At 64.3% G+C, this 2,157-nt stretch carries 3 protein-coding genes; 1 reads left to right on the forward strand and 2 read right to left on the reverse strand.

Annotation, left to right across the window (positions count from 1 at the left end):
- Positions 1-319: 319 nt before the first annotated feature.
- Together rpsI and rplM are read right to left on the reverse strand one after the other, a co-directional pair.
- On the reverse strand, positions 320-712 hold the full coding sequence (gene rpsI / locus QMX78_RS21170; protein ID WP_057626426.1) for a 30S ribosomal protein S9: 393 nt from the start codon (positions 710-712) through the stop codon (positions 320-322).
- A gap of 2 nt (positions 713-714) precedes the next feature.
- Positions 715-1,143: a 50S ribosomal protein L13 gene (gene rplM / locus QMX78_RS21175; protein ID WP_282273385.1), complete on the reverse strand. Its 429-nt coding sequence runs from the start codon at positions 1,141-1,143 to the stop codon at positions 715-717.
- Between the two features lie 206 nt (positions 1,144-1,349).
- Here rplM and coq7 point away from each other — a divergent pair, with 206 nt between their 5' ends.
- On the forward strand, positions 1,350-1,994 hold the full coding sequence (gene coq7 / locus QMX78_RS21180) for a 2-polyprenyl-3-methyl-6-methoxy-1,4-benzoquinone monooxygenase (RefSeq protein ID WP_282273387.1): 645 nt from the start codon (positions 1,350-1,352) through the stop codon (positions 1,992-1,994).
- Positions 1,995-2,157 lie beyond the last annotated feature (163 nt).

A 2,157-nucleotide genomic window follows, 5' to 3' on the forward strand; every position in this document is an offset into this window, starting at 1 on the left:
CGGCCGCGCGCGATGCATATCCGGCGCGGGAAGTGCCGCACCCCCCCCCCTCCCCTGCGCGTAGCGCAGGGGAGGGAGTGAAAAGGCCGCGCCCGATGCATATCCGGTGCGGAAACGGCCGCACTTGCCCCCTCCCTTGCGCATAGCGCAGGGGAGGGTTGGGGAGGGGTGCTTTGGCTTTGGCTTTGGCTTTGGCTTTGGCGAATCACCAATTCCGAATCACCAATCCCCAACTCCAACCCCAAAAACGACAAAAGCCCGGCCAAGGCCGGGCTTTTGCTTTCCCAGTGGGATTCCGAAGAACCCCACCCCGAAGCGATTAACGCTTGGAGAACTGGGTGGCGCGACGTGCCTTGTGCAGGCCGACCTTCTTACGCTCGACTTCACGGGCGTCACGGGTCATGAAGCCAGCCTTGCGCAGCTCGGACTTCAGGGTTTCGTCGTATTCGACCAGCGCACGGGCGATGCCCAGACGGATCGCACCGGCCTGGCCGGTGGTGCCGCCGCCAGCAGCAGTGACAAGAATGTCAAAGCTCTCGGTGTTCTGGGTCAGTTCCAGCGGCTGACGCACGATCATGCGTGCAGTCTCACGGCCAAAGAACTCGTCCAGCGGACGGCCATTGACGGTGATGTTGCCAGTGCCCTTGCGCAGGAACACGCGGGCGGTGGAGGACTTGCGGCGGCCAGTGCCGTAGTTTTGAGTGATAGCCATGATTAGATATCCAGAACCTGCGGCTGCTGTGCTGCGTGCGGATGCTCAGTGCCTGCATAGACCTTGAGCTTGCGGTACATCTGACGACCCAGCGGGCCCTTCGGCAGCATGCCCTTGACGGCGGTCTCAATGACGCGCTCCGGGTGACGCTCCAGCGCCTGCTCCAGGGTTTCGGTCTTCAGGTTACCGATGTAGCCGGTGAAGCGATGGTACTTCTTGTCCTTCAGCTTCTTGCCGGTAACAGCAATCTTGTCGGCATTGATGACGACCAGGTAATCACCGGTGTCAACATGCGGGGTGTAAACCGGCTTGTGCTTGCCACGCAGGCGGCGAGCCAGCTCGGTGGAGAGACGGCCCAGCGTCTTGCCGGCGGCGTCAACGAGGTACCAGTCGCGCTGGACGGTCTCGTTCTTTGCAGTGAAAGTGCTCATAAAGAACTCAGGTAGGTCGGGCTGATTGCGGCGAGATGAACCACCGGAACTTTGCCACGCGTTGTGAAGGTGAAACAGAAGAGGCGGGATTGTACTGGCAGCACGCCTCCGGCGCAACCCGACGCCTGAACGGGCACCCCGCCCCAGCCTTGGCAGCTTCACAGCCAGCGGCGAGAATCGGGCAGACCCCACTGCACTGCCCCGTCATGATCACCGCCCGCGTACAAACGCCACTGGACCACCTGCTGACCGAAGCCCAACGCGCCCTGGACACGGTGTTCGGCAACCCGCCTGCCGCCCGCCCCAACCCGGCCGGCGACACCCCGGAGGTCGTCCTGGAGCCAGCCGAAGTCCGCCACGCGGCCGGACTGATGCGCATCAACCATGTCGGCGAGGTCTGCGCGCAGGGCCTGTATTTCGGCCAGGCAGCGGTGGCCCGTGACCCGGCCACGCGCGCGCACCTGCTCGACGCCGCGCAGGAAGAGACCGATCACCTGAGCTGGTGCGCTGACCGCCTGCGCGAGCTGGACAGCCGCCCGAGCCTGTTCAACCCGCTCTGGTATGCCGGCAGCTACACCATCGGCACGCTGGCCGGCCTGCGCGGTGACGGCTGGAACCTGGGCTTCGTGGTGGAAACCGAGCGCCAGGTGGAAGCGCATCTGGACGAGCACCTGCACACCCTGCCGCCAGCCGACCAGCGCAGTCGCGAGATCCTCAAGGTGATGAAGCTCGATGAAGCGCGCCACGCCGAGCACGCCGAACATGCCGGCGCGCGCAAACTGCCATTCCCGATACCGTCGGTAATGGCACTGGCCTCCAAGGCAATGAAGGCCGTGGCCTACCGGATTTGAGGCCTCACCTGTAGAGCCGAGCCATGCTCGGCTGGAGCCTTGCCGGGACCGCTTCACCTGTAGTGCCGAGCCATGCTCGGCTGAGGCCTTACCGGGAACGCTTCACCTGTAGTGCCGAGCCATGCTCGGCTGGAGCTTTGCCGGGAAAGCCTCTGCCGAGCAT

Origin of the sequence: Stenotrophomonas sp. PS02298 (genome assembly GCF_029959445.1) — a bacterium.
GTDB lineage: Bacteria > Pseudomonadota > Gammaproteobacteria > Xanthomonadales > Xanthomonadaceae > Stenotrophomonas.

What these genes read in the sequence shown, in the direction of transcription:
- rpsI (WP_057626426.1), bottom strand. Translation starts at nt 712, where the DNA reads ATGGCTATCACTCAAAACTACGGCACTGGCCGCCGCAAGTCCTCCACC.
- rplM (WP_282273385.1), bottom strand. Translation starts at nt 1,143, where the DNA reads ATGAGCACTTTCACTGCAAAGAACGAGACCGTCCAGCGCGACTGGTAC.
- coq7 (WP_282273387.1), top strand. Translation starts at nt 1,350, where the DNA reads ATGATCACCGCCCGCGTACAAACGCCACTGGACCACCTGCTGACCGAA.